The organism is Nocardia beijingensis NBRC 16342, from assembly GCF_001612785.1.
GTDB classification, from domain to species: domain Bacteria; phylum Actinomycetota; class Actinomycetes; order Mycobacteriales; family Mycobacteriaceae; genus Nocardia; species Nocardia beijingensis.
This window is the reverse complement of sequence record NZ_BDBC01000055.1, coordinates 26621-46456: the sequence shown is the minus strand read 5'-3', so window position 1 is coordinate 46456 and position 19836 is coordinate 26621. Positions and strand designations below refer to the sequence as shown.

At 69.3% G+C, this 19836-nt stretch carries 20 protein-coding genes; 16 read left to right on the top strand and 4 right to left on the bottom strand.

The window, feature by feature from the left end; genetic code table 11:
- Positions 1 to 141 carry a hypothetical protein gene (locus NB3_RS36390; RefSeq protein ID WP_244892110.1) on the bottom strand — a complete coding sequence of 47 codons (141 nt, stop codon included), beginning with the start codon at positions 139 to 141 and terminating at the stop codon, positions 1 to 3.
- 19 nt (positions 142 to 160) lie between these two features.
- Here NB3_RS36390 and NB3_RS27445 point away from each other — a divergent pair, with 19 nt between their 5' ends.
- The 8 genes from NB3_RS27445 (at position 161) to helR (ending at position 9797) form a co-directional block, all read left to right on the top strand.
- Entirely contained in the window at positions 161 to 1732 is a 1572-nt protein-coding gene (locus NB3_RS27445) for a hypothetical protein (RefSeq protein ID WP_244892109.1), read from the top strand.
- Between the two features lie 43 nt (positions 1733 to 1775).
- Complete coding sequence (locus tag NB3_RS27440) at positions 1776 to 2780, top strand: helix-turn-helix domain-containing protein (protein ID WP_067809135.1); 1005 nt, start codon at positions 1776 to 1778, stop codon at positions 2778 to 2780.
- A 591-nt stretch (positions 2781 to 3371) separates the two neighbouring features.
- Complete coding sequence (locus NB3_RS27435) at positions 3372 to 4016, top strand: ABC transporter permease (protein ID WP_067809134.1); 645 nt, start codon at positions 3372 to 3374, stop codon at positions 4014 to 4016.
- A complete protein-coding gene (locus NB3_RS27430) occupies positions 4013 to 5296 on the top strand; it encodes an ATP-binding cassette domain-containing protein (protein ID WP_067809133.1) in 1284 nt (427 codons plus the stop codon). The genes NB3_RS27435 and NB3_RS27430 overlap by 4 nt, the downstream gene beginning before the upstream one ends.
- On the top strand, positions 5293 to 6030 hold the full coding sequence (locus tag NB3_RS27425; protein WP_067809132.1) for an ABC transporter permease: 738 nt from the start codon (positions 5293 to 5295) through the stop codon (positions 6028 to 6030). Before NB3_RS27430 ends, NB3_RS27425 begins: the two co-directional genes overlap by 4 nt.
- Positions 6027 to 7013, top strand: a complete 987-nt coding sequence (locus NB3_RS27420) for a glycine betaine ABC transporter substrate-binding protein (protein WP_067809131.1) — start codon at positions 6027 to 6029, stop codon at positions 7011 to 7013. The genes NB3_RS27425 and NB3_RS27420 overlap by 4 nt, the downstream gene beginning before the upstream one ends.
- A 2-nt stretch (positions 7014 to 7015) precedes the next feature.
- Positions 7016 to 7474, top strand: coding sequence for a nitroreductase/quinone reductase family protein (locus tag NB3_RS27415; protein ID WP_067809129.1), 459 nt, complete (start codon positions 7016 to 7018; stop codon positions 7472 to 7474).
- 130 nt (positions 7475 to 7604) lie between these two features.
- Positions 7605 to 9797: an RNA polymerase recycling motor ATPase HelR gene (helR, locus tag NB3_RS27410; protein ID WP_174553245.1), complete on the top strand. Its 2193-nt coding sequence runs from the start codon at positions 7605 to 7607 to the stop codon at positions 9795 to 9797.
- Here helR and NB3_RS27405 read toward each other — a convergent pair.
- Entirely contained in the window at positions 9794 to 10129 is a 336-nt protein-coding gene (locus tag NB3_RS27405) for a cupin domain-containing protein (protein ID WP_067809234.1), read from the bottom strand. The genes helR and NB3_RS27405 overlap by 4 nt on opposite strands.
- Before the next feature lie 71 nt (positions 10130 to 10200).
- Here NB3_RS27405 and NB3_RS27400 point away from each other — a divergent pair, with 71 nt between their 5' ends.
- Complete coding sequence (locus NB3_RS27400; RefSeq protein WP_067809127.1) at positions 10201 to 11136, top strand: GlxA family transcriptional regulator; 936 nt, start codon at positions 10201 to 10203, stop codon at positions 11134 to 11136.
- A gap of 229 nt (positions 11137 to 11365) precedes the next feature.
- Here NB3_RS27400 and NB3_RS27395 read toward each other — a convergent pair whose 3' ends face one another.
- Positions 11366 to 11953: an LppA family lipoprotein gene (locus tag NB3_RS27395; protein ID WP_157112036.1), complete on the bottom strand. Its 588-nt coding sequence runs from the start codon at positions 11951 to 11953 to the stop codon at positions 11366 to 11368.
- 157 nt (positions 11954 to 12110) lie between these two features.
- Here NB3_RS27395 and NB3_RS27390 point away from each other — a divergent pair, with 157 nt between their 5' ends.
- The 3 genes from NB3_RS27390 to NB3_RS27380 all read left to right on the top strand — a co-directional run bounded on the left by NB3_RS27390 (position 12111) and on the right by NB3_RS27380 (position 14927).
- Positions 12111 to 12773 carry a TetR/AcrR family transcriptional regulator gene (locus tag NB3_RS27390; protein ID WP_067809122.1) on the top strand — a complete coding sequence of 221 codons (663 nt, stop codon included), beginning with the start codon at positions 12111 to 12113 and terminating at the stop codon, positions 12771 to 12773.
- The gene (locus NB3_RS27385; protein WP_067809120.1) at positions 12724 to 13944 is read left to right on the top strand and encodes an oxygenase MpaB family protein; all 1221 of its coding nucleotides are present in this window, start codon (positions 12724 to 12726) and stop codon (positions 13942 to 13944) included. Before NB3_RS27390 ends, NB3_RS27385 begins: the two co-directional genes overlap by 50 nt.
- 323 nt (positions 13945 to 14267) lie before the next feature.
- Positions 14268 to 14927, top strand: a complete 660-nt coding sequence (locus NB3_RS27380; RefSeq protein WP_067809118.1) for a hypothetical protein — start codon at positions 14268 to 14270, stop codon at positions 14925 to 14927.
- 44 nt (positions 14928 to 14971) lie between these two features.
- Here the strand turns inward: NB3_RS27380 and NB3_RS27375 are convergent, their stop codons facing one another.
- Positions 14972 to 15739, bottom strand: a complete 768-nt coding sequence (locus tag NB3_RS27375; protein WP_084823725.1) for an FAD-dependent monooxygenase — start codon at positions 15737 to 15739, stop codon at positions 14972 to 14974.
- A gap of 178 nt (positions 15740 to 15917) precedes the next feature.
- Between NB3_RS27375 and NB3_RS34550 the strand changes: the two genes are divergently transcribed.
- The 4 genes from NB3_RS34550 to NB3_RS27355 all read left to right on the top strand — a co-directional run bounded on the left by NB3_RS34550 (position 15918) and on the right by NB3_RS27355 (position 19826).
- Complete coding sequence (locus tag NB3_RS34550) at positions 15918 to 17108, top strand: glycoside hydrolase family 19 protein (RefSeq protein ID WP_169810755.1); 1191 nt, start codon at positions 15918 to 15920, stop codon at positions 17106 to 17108.
- Positions 17109 to 17190: 82 nt separating this feature from the next.
- Positions 17191 to 17952 carry an enoyl-CoA hydratase gene (locus NB3_RS27365; RefSeq protein WP_067809116.1) on the top strand — a complete coding sequence of 254 codons (762 nt, stop codon included), beginning with the start codon at positions 17191 to 17193 and terminating at the stop codon, positions 17950 to 17952.
- Between the two features lie 167 nt (positions 17953 to 18119).
- Positions 18120 to 18644: an SRPBCC family protein gene (locus NB3_RS27360; protein WP_067809114.1), complete on the top strand. Its 525-nt coding sequence runs from the start codon at positions 18120 to 18122 to the stop codon at positions 18642 to 18644.
- A 12-nt stretch (positions 18645 to 18656) separates the two neighbouring features.
- On the top strand, positions 18657 to 19826 hold the full coding sequence (locus NB3_RS27355; RefSeq protein ID WP_067809111.1) for a zinc-dependent alcohol dehydrogenase: 1170 nt from the start codon (positions 18657 to 18659) through the stop codon (positions 19824 to 19826).
- The last annotated feature ends 10 nt before the right edge of the window (positions 19827 to 19836 follow it).

Genomic DNA, 19836 nt, shown 5'->3' with positions numbered 1-19836 from the left:
TCATGCCAGGGTTCTTCGTTTCTTGACATCCGGCGTGTCGACCGCCGCACTGGTCGTCGCGGCCGCGGCACCGAGCGCAACGGCACGGGCCGACGGACCGGAACGTATCGAGACCGTGGTGATTTCCTCGTCGCCGATCACGTCCGTGGCGGAATCCGTTGTGAGCCTGCGTATCCCCTTGCCGGATACCGTCGGACCGCATCCGGCCGCCTGTGACCGGCTGTCGTACCTGCGCTACCGAGATGTCGCGGGCCCGGCGCGGTCGGCCGACGCCGATGCCGTGCTGGTGGCGCAGCCGGGAATCTTCGAGGGCGCGGGCGCGTTCGACAGCCTCGCTCGCAATACCGTCGCCGCGGCGGCGGAACAGGGCCGGCATCTGGAGTTCTGGGCGCTGGATCGCCGTTCCAGCTGCCTGGAGGACCACCTCGGCAGGCAGGCCGGTCTGGCAGCCCGCGATGTGCATCTCGCCATCGACTACTACTATCGCGGCGCCGAGATCGAGGGCCGCCGATTCGGCGGCGTCGTGCCGGACGACCAGCTCGGGTGGCTCGGTCACGTCGGTGTCGCGCAGACCGTGCAGGACCAATACGATCTGCTCACCGCGGAACTGCCCGATCCGGTGTCGCGGAAGCGGAAGACGCTGTGCGGCGGGCATTCGCTGGGCGGGGTGCTCACCGCGTTGTTCGCCGAATGGGATTTCGGCGGAGCCGCGGGCGCCGACCAGTGTGCGGGCTATTTCGCCCTCGACTCCGCGATCGATACCTCGCTGTCGGCGCTCAACGGCATCCCGGACTTCCTCGACCTCTCCATCGGCGGCATCGGCTCCGCCGGGATCGAGGCCGCGCTGGACCGTGGCGTGCTGCCTCGAGTGCTGGCTCTGCCTGCGGTCATCAATCCCGAGACGATGAACCTGCTCGGCATCGCGGGGCTGGCGGCTCATCTCGCACCCGACGCGGAATCCGATCTCGCGCGTTACGTTCCGAGCGATGTCAACCAGGAGGCCACCTACCGCCTGCTGCTGTCGCGGGACGCGGCGGCGGCCGCGACCGGTTCCCCGTCGGTCCGTGATTTCCGGATCACGAACGCCGCCGCGCTCGGCGCGTTCCTCGACGCCAACTCCCAGCCGCTCGCCCTGCTGCAAGCGGGATTCGGCTTCTTCGGCGGCGGCGCCGTCGCGGACAAGGACTTCCCGGCTCCCGGCGACGTCACCGCGTTCCCGGCGCTGCGCGGCCTCGCCGGCATGTTGTTCGGTCCGGATCGCAAAGCGATTCCCGATCAACCCGGCGGCCCGCTCTACACCTGGCTCGACTACGACGCACCGGCCGTGACCGCGGGCGTGGCGGACCGCGACGGCACACTGTTCACCGAGGCCACCCATGAGGTCACCGACATCGCCGACCTCTCGCGTAGCCTCGCCGCGCAACCGCTGGACTTCACCGAGTGGTACTTCCCGATGCGACTGGCGTTCGACGTCTTCCAAGCGCGAGCCCCCGAGATCACCCGGCACCGCACCCACCCCGGCGGTATCTTCGCCAATCCGACCCTCAACCTGATCGGCGGCGCCGGGATCGTCGTCGCGGCGGGGGCGCGTAGTCACGGTGAGACGGTGATCGCCCCCGGCTACCACCACCTCGACGTACTCACCGCCGCCGCGAGACAGTCCGGCGGGCGACCGGAGATCGTCTCCACCGAGCTGGCCCGCTTCGCTCTCGGCCGCGTCGACCGGCCCTGACCGGTCCACCCCCGGGACGGGTCGGTGCGGTTAGCCTGGGCGAGTGGGAGCGAACGGGCTCGAAGGGGACCAGGACGGCGGATGGGTTTTTCACCGTCCCGCCGTGGGTGGCACGGCGATGCTCGGGTATCGCGCTGGTGGCGCGGGCGGATTGGACCTCCGGGTCACCGCGCTGCCCGCGGTCACGGTGCTCATCGAGTTCGGAGAGAACGAATTGATCGTCGACAGCACGGCGGGCAAGCAGGCGTTCAGCGGCTTCGTCTCCGGATTCCCCCACGGAACCATGCGCGTGCGCACCGAGCGGGCCGAATGCGTCGAGGTGCGCTTGTCACCGCTGCGGGCCTATTCGTTGTCGAGTATCGACCCGGCCGCTCTGGGCCACACGGTCGTCGGCTTGGAGGATCTATGGGGACGCCGGGCGGTGTGGCTGCGTGAGCGGCTCGCGAATGCCGAGACGTGGGAGGAGCGTTTCGCGCTGACGAACTCGTTCCTGCGGCAGTGCGCCGAGCCGACCAGGACGCCGGACCCGGAAGTCGCGGCCGGCTGGGAACGCATCGTCGCGAGCCGAGGGCAGGTGCGGGTCGACGAGCTCGCCGAAGCTTGCGGATGGAGCCGCAAACGGTTGTGGGCCAGATTCGAAGCCCAGATCGGGCTGACCCCGAAACGGGCCGCGATGCTGGTCCGGTTCCGGCATGCGGTCGAAGGGCTGCTTGCGGGCATTCCCGCCGCCGAGGTGGCGGTGACCTGTGGCTATTCCGATCAGTCCCACCTCTGCCGGGACGTGTCGAGCTTCGCCGGGACTACGCCGGGGTCGCTCACCGCGCAACCGCTCAGCGCGGTCTCGCGGCGTCGCTACCGGGCCTGGGGAACGTTCTTTCCCGCCCAGCGGAGTGCCCGCGATGGCTCACCGGCAGACCTTCACGCGGCCAGGATGGCGCTCGACACCTGCCACAGCCGCGCGGCGGCCTCGGGGTCGAGCGCGTACTCGGCGACTCCGTTGCGCGCGCCGAAGACACCGACCACGGCCTCGTCGCAGTCCTCGAAGTAGCGTCCCCCGACACCGTCGAGCAAGGGCGACGCCGCGACGAGAACGGAGGTAGCCGCACCTTTGTTGCCCGGCGGGTGTCGCCGCAGCACGGCCCGCCGCGCCTCGGTTCCCGCTGGGTGCGCCCGTCGGTGCGCTGTCGCCGTCCCCGACCGCACCTGCTCCACCACGGGCATCGCGAAAGTCGACCCATTTCGATCCGGCTGACCGTAATGCTGGCCGAACCGAAGGGGGCGTGGTTTCCTCTGACCCGGTCGTCCGATTCGAGCGAAAGGCCGTGGCATGTCCGCCGAGCATCGCAAGCTCATCCGCAGCACGCCGACCGGCGCGGGCGAGGCCGTGTGCTGCTCGACGACCGAACCCGTCACACGGGCCGCGTAGCCCATCCTTGGCGACTGGACGACTCGTGCCCACCGAACTCCTGTGCCGCAGCGAATCGGTTACGGTCGAAAAGGAACGCCAATTCGCCGACGCTGCGATTCGCTTTCCGCACGCCGCCGGACATGGAACCCGCGTAACCCACTGCTTATCGACGGCTCGGGCGGCTCTACGCGTACAGGTACGGACCGGTTTTCGCCTGACGATGGGAATCCCGTGAATTTATGGAGTTATGTCCGGGGGCGGGGCGACGTCTTGGCGTTCCTCGCCTATCAGCATGCCTCGCTCGCGTTCCAGACGGTCCTGGTCGGCACCGTCGTCGCCGTCCTCATCGCGGTGGCGGTCTATCGGCTTCCGCTGCTGTCCGCGCTTTCGCTGACCTCGAGCCGGGTCGCGCTGACCATTCCCTCGCTGGCGCTGCTGGCTATCCTGCTGGTCCCGTTCGGGTTGGGCGTGGTCCCGTCATTCGTGATGCTGGCGTTCTTCGCGGCTTTGCCGGTGGTCGGCAACGCGATCGTGGGATTGCGGTCGGTGCCGGCCTCGGTCGTCGAGTCCGCTCGCGGAATCGGCTTTTCGCGCCCGCGCATTCTGCTGACCGTCGAATTGCCGATCGCGTGGCCGGTGATCCTCACCGGTATCAGAGTGTCCACCCAGATGATCGTCGGCGTCGCCGCCATCGTCGCCTATGTGCTCGGGCCCGGCCTCGGCTCACTGATCTTCAACGGCCTTTCCCGCCTCGGCGGCGCGAATTCGCTGGAGATGGCGCTCACCGGAACCATCCTCATCGTCATCATCGCGCTGGTGTTCGACGCACTCCTCGTCCTGCTCGGACGCCTCACGATCGCGAAGGGACTGTCATGACCGACGATGTGACCAACGGGCCTACCCCCGCGACGCCGCAACGGCCGGTGACCGGCGCGTCCATCACGCTGGACTCGGTGGTCAAGCGCTACAAGGGCCAGGACGAACCCGCGGTGCGGCGCCTGGACCTCGAGATCGATGCGGGCGACATCGTCGCGTTCGTCGGCCCGTCCGGCTGCGGCAAGACGACCACGTTGAAGATGATCAACCGCCTGATCGAGCCGACCGAGGGTCGCATCTTCATCGGCGGCCGCGATGTCACCAGGGAGGACCCCGACAAGCTCCGCCAGTCGATCGGGTACGTCATCCAGTCCGGCGGCCTGTTCCCGCACTGGACGGTCGCCAAGAACGTCGGCGCCATCCCCCGGGTGCTCGGGTGGGATAAGAAGCGGATCGCCGAGCGCACCGAGTACCTGCTGGATCTGGTCGGCCTCGATCCCGCCACCTTCGCCGACCGGCTGCCGAAGGACATGTCCGGTGGCCAGCAGCAGCGCGTCGGCGTGGCGCGCGCGCTCGCCGCGGACCCGCCGGTCCTGCTCATGGACGAGCCGTTCGGCGCGGTCGATCCGATCACCCGGGTGCGCCTGCAGGACAGCCTGATCGCCATCCAGCAGGAACTGGGCAAGACCATCGTGATCGTCACCCACGACTTCGAGGAGGCCACCAAGCTCGGCGACAAGGTGCTCATCCTGTCCGAGGGAGGTCACGTCGAGCAGTACGCGAGTCCGGAGGAGATCCTCACCGATCCGGCCACGCCGTTCGTGGAGGAGTTCGTCGGGTCCGGCGCGAAGCTGGCGTATCTCACCGTGTCGCGGGTGCGCGACGTCGCCTACGACGACGTCGTCATCGCCCGGGTCGGCGAACCGGCCAGAGGCGTGATCGAACGGGCCGAAGCCGCCGGACAGACCTGGGTCGTCGTCGTCGACGAGGCCGGGCGACCGCGATCGTGGCCTTCGCTCGCGGAAGTGGCGACCAAACCGGAGGTTTCCGACTACCTCGATCGGCGATTGCCCGTCGTGGCGCGATCCTCGACGCTCAACGACGCGCTCGACGCCATGCTCGCCACCAGCCAAGGCGCCGCGCTGGTCACCGACGGCCGGGGCGCGGTCCTCGGCTCGCTGAGCATCGACACGGTCACCGAGGTGATCCGGGCCAAGCTCGCCGAGGGGCGCTCCGACGAGGAGGACCTCTCCTACGCGACCTACGTCGACGGAACCGATCCGGCGCCGACGCCGGTGGTCGCCGCCGACGACGAACTCGGATCGGACCGGCCGTCATGAGCCGCCTGCGCCGCGTCCCGATCGACGTGTGGTTCGAACCGCTCGTCATCCTCGTCGTCGCCGCCGGATACCTCCTGTGGTATCGGTCCACGACGTTCACCGCGACCGAGCAGGCGTCGCTGGGCTGGGACAACCTGCAGACCACGATCGTGCAGCACATCAAGCTGACCGTGGTGGCCACCGTGATCGTGGTGGTCGTCGCGATTCCGCTCGGCATCGCGCTGACCCGCCCGGCATTGCAGCGGCTCGAGCCCATCGCGGTCAATATCGCCAATGTCGGCCAGGCCGCGCCCGCGGTCGGACTGCTCGTGCTGTTCACCTTCTGGCTGGGCACGGGATTCCGCACGGCGATCGTCGGGCTCGTCGTCTACGCGGTGCTGCCCATCCTGCAGAACACGATCGTCGGACTCCGGCAGGTCGATCAGCGCACCATCGAGGCGTCGCGCGGCATCGGCTATTCCGCCGCGCGCACGCTGGTGCAGGTCGAGCTGCCGCTCGCGGTGCCGGTGATCCTCAACGGTGTGCGCACCGCGCTGGTGATCCTGGTCGGCACCGCGACATTGAGCACGTTCATCGGCGCGACCAGCCTCGGCACGCTGATCACCACCGGCGTCACCCTCTTCCTGCCCAAACTGCTCGTCTCGGGCGCGATCCTGGTCGGCCTCCTCGCGTTGATCATCGACTGGCTCGGCCGCCTCGTCGAACTGGCCGCGACCCCGCGAGGTATCTCATGAGATCGCCACGACCCCGGATGGCCGGCCTGCTCTGCGCACTCGTCGTGTCGGCGGCGGCGCTCGCCGGTTGCGGTCTGGTGAGTTCGTCGGGAACCTTCCACGACGCGCGCCTGCCCGGCGGCGACCGGCCGCTCGAGGGCGCCGAGCTGGTCGTGACGTCGAAGAGCTTCACCGAGGGCGTGCTGCTGGGCAAGATCACCGCGACCTACCTGGCCGCGGCGGGCGCGAAGGTCACCGACCTGACCGGTGCGCCGGGGTCGGCCTCGTCCCGGCAGGCCCAGCTGAACGGCGACGCCGATGTGCTCTGGGAGTACACCGGCACCGGCTGGGTCAACTACCACAATCAGACCGAGACGATCTCCGACCCCGCCGAACTCTGGCAGCGCGTGCACGACATCGAGAAGCGCGACCACGATCTGGAGTGGCTGCCGCCGGCCAACTTCAACGACACGTACGCCTTCGGCGCGTCGACGCCGACCGCGCAACGCCTGCGCGTCGAGTCGCTGTCCGACGTTGCGGCGCTGCCCGTGCCCGACCGGACTTTCTGCGTCGACGACGAATTCTTCAGCCGCTCGGACGGTTTCATTCCGATGCTGCAGAAATACGGGATCCCCTACAACGATCCGAACGGCGTCCCGTCCGGCAACGTCACGCGGATGGACGCCGGTGTCGTCTACACCGCCACGGCCAAGAGCGCCCCGTGCAATTTCGGCATGATCTACACCACCGACGGACGGGTCAAGAACCTGAATCTGGTGGTGCTCGACGACGACCGGAAATTCTTCCTGCCCTACAGCGGCACGGCGGTCGTGCGCGGCGCGGTGATCGAACGTCACCCGCAATTGCGCGCGCTACTCGGCACCATCTCCGAGCACCTCACCGATGAGCTGATGCAGGACCTCAACGGTCGCGTCGACATCGACGGCGAGGACCCGGCCGACGTCGCCTACGACTGGTTGAAGAGCGAGAAGCTGGTGGAGTGACCATGACCGAGATCGACAAGGACAGATTGGCTTCCGACACCGCCGCGCTGGACGGCTTCAACCGCGGCATCGTCGCGGAATTCCGCGCCAACGGCGGCGAGGTCAGCGGCTTGCCCGGCGGCAGGCTTCTGCTGCTGCACACCACGGGCGCCAAGTCGGGTGAGCCCCGGCTGTCACCGCTGGCGTATGTGACCGTCGACGGGCGGATGCTGGTCATCGGGTCCTACCTCGGCGCGTCCAAGGATCCGGCGTGGGTGCACAACCTGCGCGCCCATCCGCGTGCCCGAGTCGAGGTGGGCACCGACGCCTATGACGTGATCGCGCGTGAGCTGTCGCGCGACGAACGCGAGGAGTACTTCGAGCGGGTCACCGAACTGGCGCCCGTTCTCGCGGATTACCAGGCCGAGACCGAACGCGTGATTCCCCTGTTCGAACTCACCCCTTCCACCTCCAACCTATAGCGCACCCGGGGGCTTGCGGCAAGACCCGGGTCGTGCCGCAGAATCGCTGGCTGCGGCGCCGCTGCTCGACTCGGGCAGGTGAGAAACGGCGTTCGCGCGGGATCGTCGAGCCAGGAAAGCGGAGGGGCCTGTGTCAACTCAGGGGTACGAGGACGAATTGCGGTCCGAGCGCGACTACGTGGCCGGGCTCTACGCTCGGCTCGACGCCGAGCGCGCGCGAGCGAAGAGCGGGTACACCGCCGCGTTGCGTGGCAACGGCGGAAGCCCGATGGAACGCGACGTCGAAGTGCGCACGCTGGCCAGAGAGGTGAAGCGGCTGGACGTGGCGGACAACGGGCTGTGTTTCGGCCGGTTGGACACGCTGTCGGGCGAACACTCCTATATCGGCCGGATCGGCCTGTTCGACCCGGAGAACGAGTTCGAACCGCTGTTGCTCGACTGGCGGGCGCCCGCGGCGCGCGCCTTCTACGTCGCCACCGCCGCCAGCCCGGAGAACATGCGCCGGCGCAGGCAGTTCCACACCAAGGGTCGCCGGGTCGTCGATTTCACCGACGAGATCCTCGGCCGCCCCGACGGTGGCGAGCGGGGCGACGCGGCGCTGCTCGCGGCGGTCGACGCGCCGCGCGGCGAGGGGATGCGCGACATCGTGGCGACCATCCAGGCCGAACAGGACGAGATCATCCGGCTCGACCACCCTGGCGTGCTGATGATCGAAGGCGGCCCCGGCACCGGCAAGACCGTCGTGGCACTGCACCGCGTCGCGTATCTGCTCTACACCCAGCGGGAGCGGATGGAACGCCACGGTGTGCTCGTGGTCGGCCCCAACCCGGCGTTCCTGAACCACATCGGCCGCGTGCTGCCGTCGCTGGGCGAGACGAATGTCGTGTTCACGACCACCGGCGATCTGGTGCCCGGCCTGCATGTCACCGCGGAGGACGACCCGGATGCCGCGCGGCGCAAAGGTTCGCTGGCGATCCTGGACGTGCTCGCGGCGGCCGTGGCCGATCGGCAGCGGCTCCCGGAGCATCCGGTGCCGATCGAATTGTCCGATGTCACCGTCCGCATCGACGCCGAGACCGCGCAGTGGGGCCGGGAGGAGGCGCGGGCGAGTGGGCTGCCGCACAACGAAGCCCGCGCCGTGTTCGCCGAGATCGTCACCTGGGTGCTCACCGAGCGCGCGATAGCGCGCATCGGCCGGGGCTGGCTGACCAGGCAGGACCGCGACGCATGGGAGAACCTGCGGTCGGACCTGCGCGCCGAACTCGCGGACGACGCCCGGTTCGCCGCCGCGCTCGACGAACTCTGGCCGATCCTGACGCCGCAGCAGTTGCTGGCGGAGCTGTACGAGTCCCCGCAACGGCTGCGAGCGGCGGGTGCCGACGCGACGTTGTCGCGCTCCGACGGTTATGCGTGGACGGTGTCGGACGTGCCGCTGCTCGACGAATTGGTCGATCTGCTCGGACGCGAGCGGCCCGGCGACGACGGCGAGCGGGAACGGAAGGCCCAGGCCGAGTACGCGGCCGGTGTGCTGGACATCCTGGTCGGCCGCGAGGACATGATGGACGACGAGGACCACTTGTTCGCCCAGGACCTGCTCTACGCGGAGGACCTCGCGGAGCGCTTCCTCGAACGCGACACCAGGGAGCTCGCCGAACGCGCCGCGGCGGACCGGGACTGGACCTACCGGCACGTCGTGGTGGACGAAGCACAGGAACTGTCCGAAATGGATTGGCGCGTGTTGATGCGGCGCTGCCCGGGACGATCCTTCACGATCGTCGGCGATCTCGCCCAACGCCGGTCGGCCGCCGGAGCGATCTCGTGGGACGCGATGCTGGAGCCCTACGTGCCCGGCCGGTGGGTCTACCGATCGCTCACGGTGAACTACCGCACCCCGGCGGAGATCATGGCTGTCGCCGCCGAGTTGCTCGCCGAGTTCGCGCCCGGCGTCCAGCCGCCGGAGTCGGTTCGCGCGTGCGGTGTGCGGCCGTGGTCCCGGCAGGTCACCGCGGACGAGATGAGTACCGCCATCGACGATTTCGTCCGCGACGAAGCCGCACGCGAAGGCACCAGCGTCGTCATCGGGCCACCGGATGTGCCGGGCGCGGTGGCGGCGTCGGAGACCAAGGGACTGGAATACGACGCCGTCCTCGTCGTGGAGCCGGAACGCATCCTGGCCGACGGCCCCCGCGGCGCGGCCGAGCTCTACGTCGCCCTCACCCGCGCCACCCAACGCCTCGGCGTACTGCACCGAGACCCACTGCCGCGGGCGCTCACCGGCCTCGCCGAGGCCGGAACACCCGTATTGCCCCGGCGGCGCCGCTAACCCTCCGGGTAGAAGACGAACAGCGTGCAGCCGGTGCTGGTGGCCGGCACGTGCCACGATCCGGCCGGGGCGTGCAGGAACGTCCCGGCCGGGTAGTCGCGCGCGCCGTCGTTGAACGTGCCCGCGACCACGTAGACCTCCTCCGGGCCTGGCTCGTGGACATCGCGGTGCGGCCACGACGTACCCGGGTCCATTTCCAGCACGTTGGCGCTCGCTCCGGACGGCCCGGTCCAGAGGTGCCGTACCCGGATGCCTGGAAACAGCTCTCGGACCGGTGATTCCGCGACGGAGACGGAGGTGTAGCCCTCCTGGGTGAGGATGTCGGAATGCATGGCTTTCACGGTGCCGCGCGCGGGCGGTCCGGGAAAGTGTCCGAATGGACACCACTGGGTACGATCTTGCCATGCATCGCGTGGTTGCCCTGGTGCGGCCGGTGCAGTCGACTTTCGAACTCGGCTGCGCCGCGGAGGTATTCGGCACCCAGCGGGCCGGGGTGCCGCACTACTACGAGTTCGACGTGTGCACGGAGACGCCAGGGCCGGTACCCACATCGGCCGGATACACGCTGGAGGTGTCGCAGGGCCTGTCGGCGCTCGCGTCCGCGGACACCGTCCTCATCCCGGGGTGGGCGCCGGTGGAGGCGCCGCTGTCGGCGGCCGTGCGCCGCGCGCTGCTGCGGGCACACGCCCGCGGGGCGCGGCTCGTCACGATCTGCTCGGGAGTGTTCGCGCTGGCTCGCACCGGCCTGCTGGACGGACGCTCGGCCACGACGCACTGGGCGCGCGCCGCGCAGCTGGCGCGCGAATTCCCCCGGGTCCGGGTGGAACCGGACGTGCTCTACGTGGACCACGGCGATGTCGCCACGAGCGCAGGAGCGGGCGCGGGCATAGACCTGTGCCTGCACCTCGTCCGGAAGGATCACGGCGCCGCGCACGCCGCGCTCGTCGCGCGGCACATGGTGATGCCGCCGCACCGCGAGGGCGGCCAAGTCCAATACGCGCCGCCGGCGGCGCCGACGGACGCGCTGGACGGCCTGCTCGAGTGGGCCGGTGCGCGCCTCGGGACGGCGCTGTCGGTCGCGGATCTGGCCGCGCACCTCAGCGTCTCGCCGCGCACGCTGGCCCGGCGCTTCGCCGATCAGCTCGGCACCAGCCCGGGAGCATGGCTGCTGTCGCGCCGGGTGGCCGAGGCGCGCACCCTGCTGGAGGAGACCGACCTGCCGGTGGAGGCGATCGCGGCCCGCGTCGGCCTGACCTCGGCGGTCAACCTGCGCCGCCGCTTCCGCGCCCAGGTCGGCACAACCCCGGGCGCCTACCGGCGAGCGTTCCGGGGCTCGTGATCCACGAAGCCGAAGCGTTGCCGCTCGAGCGGTCCGCCCACCCACATCGACATCCCTGATCCGCCGGAAGCCGACAAACCACGGTCCCGTCGTCGCCGGTCGACAATCCATGCCCAGGGCCGGTGCTCACCTATCGGTCGGCTCGGGCTTTCAGAAGGCCGCACCTCATCGGGAACCATGCGCACGCCCTCGCCGTCAGCTCCGCTCGATCGCTGCGGAGCGGCGGACGTCACCCGGTCGACCGCTCGCTCTCGGGCAATCGGCAGCCCACGGTGGCGGTGATCGTCATCGAGCGGGCATCGGCGAACACCGACAACTCGGTGTTGCTGTCCCACTCCGCCCCGTCCGCTCCCTCGAACGTGACGTGCCGGTCCGGGGAGGAGGCGCCGCCGGGCAGCACATCCGTCGCGCCGACGGACGCGGCCAGCACGCGAGCCGTCTCCTGGAAACCGGGCCACGCTCCTTCCGGCAGCGAAGCGTCGGCGCGGTAGCGCGGGAGGACGACACGCCTTCCGCCGGTGTGCTCATACGGCCCGTAGCAGGGACCGAGCGCGCGGTCCCCGCTCCGGACCCAGCGCAATTCGGGTTCGATCGCCGAGGCGGCGGCCGCGATCTGATCGATGACCGCCGCCATCTGCCGCTCCGCCGCCTCCGAAGACGGCAGACCGGTCAATTCCGCTGCCGCGGCGGCGATCTCGTCGGCGGAAGGCGGCGGGGCCTGCTCGCCGAGCAGGGTCGCGCACCCACAAGTCGACGCCGCGACCGCGAGCGCGACGGACCAGCGCAGGGCGGCGGTCGGCCATCGCAGTCCGGTCATCGTCGCCTCCTGAGTGTCCCCGCGGCCGTACGGATCGCCGGACCGCTTCGCGCGCAATCCTATTCACGGCCGTCGGCACGAGCGCGACGAACACGACCGTCCACGCCGCACCCATCGAATCATTGACTCAATGACACAATCTTTGTATGTTTGTATCATGAGCGAGGGTTCCGACGGCGTCGACGAACGGATCATGGACGCCGCGCTGGAACGCATCCTGCAGGTCGGGATCCGCCGGGCCAGCATGGAGGACATCGCCCGCAGGGCCGAGCTCAGCCGGATCACCGTCCATCGCCGGTTCGCGGGCAAGGACAACCTGATCGAAGCGGTGCTCGCCAGGGAGACCCGCCGCATGCTCGCCGAGGTCACCGCGATCGCCGCCACCGCCACCGGTGTGGACGCCCAGATCGAGGACACGACGCTGTACGTCCTGTTGCAGACCCGCATCCACCGGCTGGTCACCCAGCTGCTGCGGGTCGCGCCCGACGAAGCGTTGCGCTTCTCCACGGTGCAGGGCGAACGCCTGGTCTCCATCGGCATCGAGTACATCGTCGGCATGATCACCCACGCCCAGTCCGCTGGCCTCGTCGACGAATACGACCCACGCCCGGTCGCCGAACTCGTTGCGCGCCTCGCCCATTCGCTGCTGCTCACCCCGGGCGGCGGCAGCGTCGACTTCACCGACGACGTGCGCGCCCGCGCCTTCGTCCGCACCACCATCGTGCCGTTGCTGAAACACGGCATCACCCGCCCCGATGAGGAGCCCTCCCATGACCACGTCCGCGACCATCCCCGCACGCCATCCCGACCGGCCCCGTAAGGCGCCCGGCCTCGGCCCGTTCGCCGCGCTGCTGCGCATCGGGAAGCCCTCCGCGCAGCGCTGGCAATCGCTCGGCGAATCGCTGCTGGTCGGCGACGAGCCGATGGACCGCCTCGTCGAGTGGATGTACGCCGAAGGCATGGCGGGCACACGTCCGTTGTTCGAGCGGGCATTGCGGTCGGGCATCGACAGCGTCCCCGGCGCGCCCGCGCCGCTGCGCGAATTCTTCACCGTCGTGGAGGCGACCCCGGCCTGGGTCGATCCGCGGCTGCTGCGCGACGGCGAGCGCGTGTTCCGATCCGGCGGCAACGACGGGCTGTACTTCGCGCGCGACGTCTCCTTCATCGGCGGCTATCTGGCCTCCGGTTTCAACAAGACGCTGCTGCGCACCGGCGCCCTGGAGAAAGGGCCCGCCCGCCGGTTCGCCGAAACCCTGCAATGGGCGATGGACGTGTCCACCGAGAACGGCATGGACCGTCACGGTGTCGGCTACCGCTCCACCCTGCACGTGCGGCTCATCCATTCCCTGGTCCGCAGGCACGTCGTGGCCATGCCCGATTGGCGCACCGAGGAATGGGGCCTGCCGATCAACCAGACCGACATGGCCGCCACCCTCGTCGGCGCCCTGCTCGCACCCGTCGTCGGCGGCATGGCGCTCGGCGTCGTCCTCTCCCCGCGCGAGCTGGCCGCCGCCGCCCACCTCACCCGCTACGTCGGCTGGCTCATCGGCGTCGAAGACCAATGGCTGCCCACCAGTTTCCGCGACGGCATCGCCGTCCTCGACCACTGCATGACCGCCATCACCAATCCCGACGAGACCAGCCGCCAGCTCGCCCGGCCCATGGCCGACGATCCCCTGCACTGGTCCTATCCCGATCTGCCCACGCTGCGCGGACGGCTCGCCCGCGCCAAGCACCTGTCCATGAGCAGCGCCTTCCTCGGGCCCAAAGCGATGCGGGTGCTCGGCCTGCCCTACGTGCCGCCCTGGTACCCGGCCCTGCGCATCCCCGTCAACCTGGCGCGCACCGCCTACACCCACCTGACCCCCGGCGGACTCGACCGCGCCGCCGTCCACGGGCGCGAGCAGCAGGAAGCCTTCCTGCGCCGCCTCATCGGCGAAACCGAGGCCACCATCGGGGATTCGGCACCGCAGCTGGATCGCACCGCTTGACCACCCGCCCGCAGGCACGCCCCCGCCTGTGCTGCCGGAGCGAGTCCGCCAGCGGGGCTTGACAATACGCCCTGATGCCGGCGCCGCACCGGGAGATCCGACCGCTGAACCGTCCGCCGCCTGCCGCCACCTGGGCGAACAGCCCACGGCATGCGGCGAGCCGGTGCACCGCGCGCGGTCGGCGGGGCAGGGCAACCTGGCGTCCGGCGCGCACGAGTATGTGTTGTTGTCGACAACGTCACCGGTCGATCTATCTACACTGACAGCGCTGACTACCACCGGGTCGATGTCTTGTCCGCAACCACACTTCGACGGAGACGCTCATGTCCGGCCGCCGGAACCACAAGCGCAACACCAGCACACGTCGTTCGGACACCGTACCGGCGATCCGGTATCCGGCCCGATCCGTCATCGACATCCTGCTGCCGGCCATGATCACGCGCCGCAGCGGAGCGCCGACCAGCGACACCGGCCTCGTGCACATCTGGGGTTTCACCGGCACCGGCGACGACGACAGCACCAGCGCGGCGGGCTTCGCGGAATTCTCACCCAATGACAGCCCCACCGTCGCGGGCTCCCCGATCCTGGACATCGCCGGACGGATGATGACCGGGATGCACGGCCGCCTCTGGGGATTCGGGCTGGCCCACCAAGCCGCCGCGGACGCCGTCGTGCACGGGATCGACAACGAACCGGACACCGGCACCACCGCGCCGGACTCCACTCCCGAGGAAGTCTGGGCCGCCAGCATCTTCGACGCCCGCGGAAGGGAGATCACCCAGCTGCGCTATGTGCATCTGCCGGAGCTCGAACCGATCACCTTCGACAGCGACACCCTCGATCGGCGCAGCACCATTCACGACTGGATCGACCGCGTCCAGACCGGAGTCATCTCGGCGCACGTCTGGGCCGCCGCGCTCGCCCTGGACGCGCAGCGCAACCGAGCCGTCCTCGCGCAACTGGAACAACGGCTGCTGAGCTGACCGCGGCCCGGCGCTCGCCGGGTACGGCACGGTCGGTGCGGAGGTCAGGCGGGAGCGCCGAACCAACGGGCCAGCGACTCCTCGACACCGTCCAGGTCGCCGCCGTCGGCAGCCCAGGCGACACAACCGTCGGGACGCACCAGGAGCGCCGAAAGCTCGCGCGGCTGTGCGGCTTTCGCGGTGACGACGCGCACCCGCCCGGACCACCCCGCGGCGCGGGAGCGCAGGTCGGCGGAATCGGCGAGGTCGAGCAGGACGCCCTCGGCTCCGGTGAAATGCGCGCCGAGGCGGGTGCCGTCGGCCAATTCCACGTCGGGAGTGACCTTCCCGACGAGCGGGTGGGTCCCGCCGAGGTCGTAGCGGTGCCGGACACCGGAGATGCGCTCGAACACGCCGGTCGCTCCGTCCCGCGAGGCGAGCAGTTCGGTGACGACGGCGCGCAGGGCGCGACTGCGCATGTCGGTGCGCATCAACGCGACCTGCGCCCTCGTCCACTCCAGCACCCAGGCGCCGACGGGATGCCGTTCGGCGGTGTAGGTGTCGAGCAAGCCGTCGGGCGCCCAGCCGCGCACCTCGGCGGCCAGCTTCCAGCCCAGGTCGACCGCGTCGCCGATGCCGAGATTCAGGCCCTGGCCTCCGAACGGCGAGTGCACGTGCGCGGCGTCGCCGGCGAGCAGCACCCGGCCCTTGCGGTAATCGGGGACCTGACGGGTGTTGTCGGTGAAGCGGGTGGCCGAATGCACGGCGGTGACGACCACCGGGACTCCGGTCACGGTGCGGATGCTGCGCTGCAATTCGGCCGCCGCGTTCATGGAAACCACTGTGCGGCGGCGACATTGCTCGGCTCTTGCGGATTCTTGCGTGCCACTTGCGCCGAGCCGCGCCGCCCGATCGGCGGCGCCCTCGCCACGGTGCGTGCGCAGGCCGCGTCGTCACGCCTGGGGACACATCGACGGACGCCGAAGCCGAGCATGCGAAAAGATCGTGGCCATGGGCTCCCAGTACGACCCTTTGGCGGCGGATCCCTGGGGGCGGGCGCGTTACGGTCTGCTCGCACTGCCTGCCAAGGTGCCGGGGGCGAAATCGACCACGGCGGCGTCCTCGGCGATCGCCGATGCCCGCGAACAGATCGAGAGCCTCATCGCCCCACCCCAAGCCTCCGCCACGTTGCGGGAAGTCGTCGAGTTCACCCGGAATGCCCTCGATCTCATGGTCGACCAACTCGGCAGCGGACACACCGAGGACATCCCCGACCTGATCGTCCTGCTCGATGAGGCCGACCTGTACGACGTGGCGAACAAGTCCGTCGTGACCACGCGTTACAACGAGAAGTCCGGAAAGCTGGCCCGGCTCGCCACCGATCTGAAAGCCCAGGCCACTGGGGTTTCCGCCAAGGTGGGCGACGTCGCGAAAGACAACACCGAGTTGATCACAACGATCAGAGACGAGGCGGCCCGTCTGGCGCCGCTGCTGCAAGCCGCTGCCGTCGTCGTTTCGGCCCGCGCGATGATATTGCTGCCGGCAGAGGAGAAGGCGCTGCTGACCGAAGTCGTCGCGACGCTCGTGCGGGTGGAGACGAAGTTCGCCGCGGTGGCCGGGCACAACGCCGACCGGGCCGGGACGCTGGGACCACTGACCCTGGAACAGTTGGAACGGATATTTCCCGGCACCTCGCGCGCGAAATTGCGGGAATATCTACCCTACCTCAACCAGGCGATGCGCGACTACGGGATAGATTCGCCGAAGCGGGAAGCCGCCTTCCTCGCCCAGCTCGCGGTGGAAACCGACGACCTGAAAACGCTCGAGGAATACGGGGACAACGGATATTTCGATCGCAATTACGGGCCGCAGTCCGGCGTCGGCCGCAGCTTGGGCAACACCGAGCCCGGCGACGGAGCCCGCTTCCACGGCCGCGGCGCGTTGCAGCTGACCGGCCGCGACAACTATCGGAAGGCGAGCGAGGCCCTCGGTGTCGATTTCGTCGGTGATCGCGAGCTGGCCGCCGATCCGAAGTACGCCTTCGCCACCGCCGGGTGGTTCTGGGACGCCGAGAACTTGAACGATCAGGCCGACGAATCGGACATCGGCGCGATCGGCAGATCGATCAACGGCGGCACGAACGGTGCTGCGGAGCGGCGCGAGTACTACGACCGTGCCCGCAAGGTGCTCGACGCGGACTGAACGCGAGAAGGTTCGACGCGCAGCCACAGGCCCGCACGCGCCCCGGCGTCTCACGGACGCCGCCGACGCCTACGATCCGGTCATGGCGGAGATCAGCAGTGAGCGGCAGGACAAGGTCGCGGTCATCACCGTGCACGACCCGGATCGGCGCAACGCGTTGACACCGGCGCTGTCGGAAGGTCTGGCCGCCGCGGTCGCCGCGGCGGAGGGTGATACCGGCGTGCACGCGGTCGTCGTCACCGGAACGCCGCCCGCTTTCTGCGCGGGAGCCGATCTGAGCGCGCTCGGCGCGGCCCGCGAGGAGGGACTGCGGGCGATCTACGACGGGTTCCTCGCGATCGCGCGCTGCGCGTTGCCGACCATCGCGGCGGTCGGCGGAGCCGCCGTCGGCGCCGGACTCAATCTCGCGTTGGCCGCCGACGTCAGGATCGCCGGTCCGCGCGCCCGGTTCGACGCGCGATTCCTGCGGCTCGGCCTGCATCCCGGCGGCGGGATGACCTGGATGCTGCAACGCGCCGTCGGACCGCAACGGGCCGCAGCGATGACGCTGTTCGGCGAGATCCTGGACGCCGAGGCCGCGCTCGCCGCCGGATTGGCGCACCGGGTGATCGACGGCGATCACGACGCGCTGCTCGCCGGAGCGATCGACTTCGCCGCTGGTGCGGGCGAAGCGCCGCGCGATCTGCTCGTCACCACCAAACGCACCATGCGCCGCACCGCGAGCCTCGACGCGCACGCCGACGCCGTCGACGCCGAGATCGCGCCGCAGCTCGCCTCGCTCGAATCGCCGGAATTCACCGCGCGGCTGGCCGCGAAGCAGGCCGAGATCAGCCGATCGAGATGATCGGCGGCGCTGCGGCGCGAGCGGATGCCGCCGGAGTCGGCGGGGAACGGTTTGGCGTTCCCGGTCGCGGGTAGCCGCTGGCGAGAGAGTTCCTGCCGGACCGCAGGGCACGGCGCTTCTCGTGTGTGCCGGGTGGCTTGCGACCACGGAGAGCGAGAGGAGGGCCCATGCACTACATCGATGACACCAGACACCTGATCGGCGATCTCGTGGGGCGGGTGATCGAGTCCGCGAGCAGCTACTCGGGCAGCCAGACCGTAACCATCGCCCGGCCACGCGCCGAGGTCGAACAGTTCTGGCGCGACCCGGCGAACCTGTCCGACGTGCTCGGCGACGTCGCCGAGGTCGCATCGCCCGCACCGTCCATCTACGAATGGACGCTGTACGCAGGCGCCGATGGACGCACGACCTGGAAGACCACGCTGCGCGAGGACGAAGGGCACTTCCGGTTCGTCGGCGCGGACGACCAGGACGCCCCTTCCGGAAGCCGAGGTCTCGAAATCGAACTGAGCTTCCGGGAAGCACCGCGCGATCTCGGCACCGAGGTGACGATGCGAGCCAAGACCCCGCTGCCCGACCTGCTGACCGGCGCGGGCATGTTCACCGCCCTCTACCGTGCTCGAGCCCGGCTGCAGACCGGCGAAATGCCCACCCTGGCCCACAATCCGAGCGCGCGCTCTTCGGCTCGGTGAACAGGAGGAGACATGCATGCGCTGTGCTGGAACGGCGTCGACGACCTCGCCGTGGAAAACGTCCCCGACCCGGTGCTGGTCAATCCGCACGATGTCATCGTCCAGGTCCGCCTGACCACCACTTGCGGGTCCGATCTGCATTTCATCGACGGATATCTGCCGGGAATGCGGGAAGGCGACGTCTTCGGACACGAATTCATGGGCGAAGTCGTGGAAACCGGAGCCGAAGTCACCTCAACCGCCGTCGGCGACCGGGTCGTGGTTCCGTCTTTCATCGGATGCTCGTCGTGCTGGTATTGCGACCACGAACTGTATTCCCTGTGCGACACCACCAACCCCAACGCCGCCGTGCAGCAACCGATTCTCGGCTACCCGACCGGCGGAATCTACGGCTACACCCACCCCTTCGGGGGTTATCAGGGCTCGCACGCGCAATATGTTCGTGTCCCCTTCGGCGACACCAACTGCTTCCGTATACCGGACGGTATCACCGACGAACAGGCGCTCTTCCTGTCCGATGCCGTGCCGACCGGCCTGATGGGCGCCGAATTCTGTGACATCCACCCCGGCGACACCGTCGCGGTGTGGGGCAGCGGTGGCGTCGGATTGATGGCCGGGCACACCGCTCGACTACTCGGCGCCGACCGGATTTTCATGATCGACCGTTTTCCCGAACGGCTGCGCGTGGCGAAAGAGCGATTCGACGCAGAGACGATCGACTACACCGCCGTCGACAGCGTCCAGGAATTCCTGCGCGAGAGCACCGGCGGTCGCGGCCCGGACGCCTGCATCGACGCCGTCGGCATGGAAGGCCACGGTACCGGACTTCAGCAGCTCTACGATCGGGCCAAACAACTGCTGCGGCTGGAAACGGATCGCGCGACGCCGTTGCGGGAAGCGATTCTCGCGTGCCGGAAAGGTGGAATCGTCTCGGTGCTCGGCGTCTACGGCCTCACCGACAAATTCCCGATGGGCATCGTGACGAACAAGGGCCTCACCATCCGCAGCGCCCAGCAATACGGCCAGCGATTCGTCCCCCGCATGTTCGACTACGTCCAGCAGGGCGATCTCGACCCCTCGTACCTGATCACCCACGACATGCCGCTCGACGACGCGGTATACGGCTACGACATCTTCAAGCACAAGAAGGAAGGCTGCATCCGCTCCGTTTTCCGGCCGTGATCCCGAATCG

Coding starts and splice junctions, on each gene's coding strand:
- NB3_RS27430 (WP_067809133.1), top strand. CDS start 4,013: ATGACCGACGATGTGACCAACGGGCCTACCCCCGCGACGCCGCAACGG.
- NB3_RS27400 (WP_067809127.1), top strand. CDS start 10,201: ATGCATCGCGTGGTTGCCCTGGTGCGGCCGGTGCAGTCGACTTTCGAA.
- NB3_RS27425 (WP_067809132.1), top strand. CDS start 5,293: ATGAGCCGCCTGCGCCGCGTCCCGATCGACGTGTGGTTCGAACCGCTC.
- NB3_RS27405 (WP_067809234.1), bottom strand. CDS start 10,129: ATGCATTCCGACATCCTCACCCAGGAGGGCTACACCTCCGTCTCCGTC.
- NB3_RS27365 (WP_067809116.1), top strand. CDS start 17,191: ATGGCGGAGATCAGCAGTGAGCGGCAGGACAAGGTCGCGGTCATCACC.
- NB3_RS27380 (WP_067809118.1), top strand. CDS start 14,268: ATGTCCGGCCGCCGGAACCACAAGCGCAACACCAGCACACGTCGTTCG.
- NB3_RS27355 (WP_067809111.1), top strand. CDS start 18,657: ATGCATGCGCTGTGCTGGAACGGCGTCGACGACCTCGCCGTGGAAAAC.
- NB3_RS27420 (WP_067809131.1), top strand. CDS start 6,027: ATGAGATCGCCACGACCCCGGATGGCCGGCCTGCTCTGCGCACTCGTC.
- NB3_RS27375 (WP_084823725.1), bottom strand. CDS start 15,739: ATGAACGCGGCGGCCGAATTGCAGCGCAGCATCCGCACCGTGACCGGA.
- NB3_RS27385 (WP_067809120.1), top strand. CDS start 12,724: ATGACCACGTCCGCGACCATCCCCGCACGCCATCCCGACCGGCCCCGT.
- NB3_RS27415 (WP_067809129.1), top strand. CDS start 7,016: ATGACCGAGATCGACAAGGACAGATTGGCTTCCGACACCGCCGCGCTG.
- NB3_RS27390 (WP_067809122.1), top strand. CDS start 12,111: ATGAGCGAGGGTTCCGACGGCGTCGACGAACGGATCATGGACGCCGCG.
- NB3_RS27360 (WP_067809114.1), top strand. CDS start 18,120: ATGCACTACATCGATGACACCAGACACCTGATCGGCGATCTCGTGGGG.
- NB3_RS27395 (WP_157112036.1), bottom strand. CDS start 11,953: ATGACCGGACTGCGATGGCCGACCGCCGCCCTGCGCTGGTCCGTCGCG.
- NB3_RS34550 (WP_169810755.1), top strand. CDS start 15,918: ATGGGCTCCCAGTACGACCCTTTGGCGGCGGATCCCTGGGGGCGGGCG.